The organism is Streptomyces sp. NPDC055078 (assembly GCF_053607985.1).
Window position 1 is genome coordinate 1 of the sequence record NZ_JBSGUP010000989.1, and the last position, 2,057, is coordinate 2,057.

The window sequence follows — 2,057 nt, forward strand, 5'->3', positions numbered from 1 at the left end:
CCGTGGAACAAGCTGGGGAGTGCTTCGACGGCTCTTGTCCGGCAGCCTGCGCGACCCGGCACCGACCCCGCACCCACCCGGCCGACCCGGCGGGAGTCGCCTGGTGACGCGAACACCGCACCACCACCCCACCGGACGCGCCCACACATCCAGCCCGGGAGACGGCTTCCGAAGCCGTCGGAAACGGCCCGCGCTCCGCCCCGGAGCAGCGGCCCACCGGTATCGCTGCGTCTGCTATCGCTACGGACGTCTGCCCACTCCATGCGTCTAGTCGGCCCGGTCTGCCGGGCCGACGGGACGCATTGGGTCAGTGCCCCTGCTCGTCGCGGCGGCGCTGCCACCGCTGCTCGATCCGGTCCATCATCGACTTACGCTGACGGGACTGACGAGGATGACGGCGAGCGCCTCCTGCCGCCTCCCCCAGGGTTTGCTGCTCGCCCGGCTTGGGCGCCTTGCGCCAGCCGGTGACCGCCAGGACCGCACAGCCCAGCATGACGAGGAATCCCACCACGCTGATCACAATTACCTGTGCGACCATTCCGGCCATGAGGAGCGCGATACCCACCAGGAAGCCCGCGACCGCTTGGTAGACCCGTCGCCGGGTGTACGTACGCAGCCCGCTTCCCTCAAGCGCTGTAGCGAACTTGGGATCTTCGGCGTACAGCGCTCGCTCCATCTGCTCGAGCATTCGCTGCTCGTGCTCCGAGAGCGGCACGGAGTCCTCCTAGTCGTCGGCCGCGGGGGCGACCGTTTGCGGCCCTTTCAGGATAGGCAGGGATTCGCCCCCGTGAAACCCGCCCTCTACGTCAATTCGCCAGCTTGGGCCGCCACGGCGGCTTGGCTGCTGAGGCGTAGATTCCCCAACCTCCGATCCGTCATGCCGGATGGTGTCCCTCGATCATACGGGGACTCCGACACGATCGGGGGGTCTGTGGCGTACTCCATCTGCGCTTACGCCGCTGATCAGGCGCGCTTCGACCCCAGTACGTGCAGCTGGGTGGCGACGGAGTGGAACGCGGGCAGCTCGGCGGCGGCGGCCTCCAGCCTGAGAAGGGCGTCCAGGGCACCCGGCTCGGTGTCCACCAGGGCCCCGGGGACCAGATCCGCGAAGACCCGCACGCCGTGCACGGCACCGACCGTCACCCCGGCTTCCCCGACCAGCTCGACCAGTTGGTCGGCGGTGAAGCGCCGGGGCATCGGATCGCCTTCGCCCCAGCGGCCGGCGGGGTCGCTCAGCGCCTGGCGGGCCTCGGCGAAGTGCCCGGCGAGGGCTCGGGCGAGCACGGCCCCGCCGAGTCCGGCCGCGAGCAGGCTGAGGGCGCCCGCGGGCCGGAGCGCGGCCACGGCGTTGCGCACGCCCTCCGCCGGGTCGTCCACGTACTCCAGGACTCCATGGCAGAGCACCACGTCACTGCCGCCGCGCTCGACGACCTCGAACAGCCCGTGGACATCGCCCTGGACGCCCCGGACGCGGTCCGCGACCCCGGCCTCGGCGGCCCGGCGCTCCAGCGCGAAGAGCGCGTTGGGGCTGGGGTCGACCACGGTGACACGGTGCCCGAGCTGGGCGACGGGCACCGCGAAGGAGCCGCTGCCGCCGCCGGTGTCGAGGACGTCCAGGGTGTCCGTCCCGGTGGCCTTGACCCGCTGGTCGATGGCCTCCTTGAGCACCTCCCAGACCACGGAGGTACGGAGGGAGGCGCGGGGCGGGCGCGGTGGGGTCTCCCCACGGGGGGACGGGTCCGGCACGGCGGTTGACTCCTCGAACGGTGCCACCCCGGGTCGCGGGGCGCGAGCGGGGCGACGATGAGCGATGACCTCGGTCGACGGGCGGTCGGGTCACTGGACTATCGGCTGGCTGAAGACATCTCCCACCCTATTGCCTCCGCCCCGCCGCCCGGCGCCCCCGGCCGCGATGCGGAACGGCCGGAGCCGCCCGACCACCCGGGTGCCGGGGACCACCCGGGTGCCGGGGACCACCCGGGTGCCGGGCGAAGCAGGCGCACCGCCCCCGCCCGCCTCCGGCCCCGGGACCGGACCCCAGGACCGCCGGCCGGGTC

3 protein-coding genes are annotated in these 2,057 nt (G+C 72.8%); all 3 read right to left on the minus strand.

Going from position 1 to position 2,057, the window contains the following annotated elements; genetic code table 11:
- Positions 1 to 307: 307 nt before the first annotated feature.
- Positions 308 to 715 carry a DUF3040 domain-containing protein gene (locus tag ACWF94_RS39435; protein WP_453499942.1) on the minus strand — a complete coding sequence of 136 codons (408 nt, stop codon included), beginning with the start codon at positions 713 to 715 and terminating at the stop codon, positions 308 to 310.
- Positions 716 to 963: 248 nt separating this feature from the next.
- Positions 964 to 1,680 (minus strand): methyltransferase, encoded by a 717-nt coding sequence (locus ACWF94_RS39440; protein WP_453499946.1) that lies wholly within the window; start codon positions 1,678 to 1,680, stop codon positions 964 to 966.
- Between the two features lie 156 nt (positions 1,681 to 1,836).
- A partial coding sequence (locus tag ACWF94_RS39445) for a hypothetical protein (protein ID WP_453499944.1) occupies positions 1,837 to 2,057 on the minus strand: 221 nt, incomplete at its 5' end.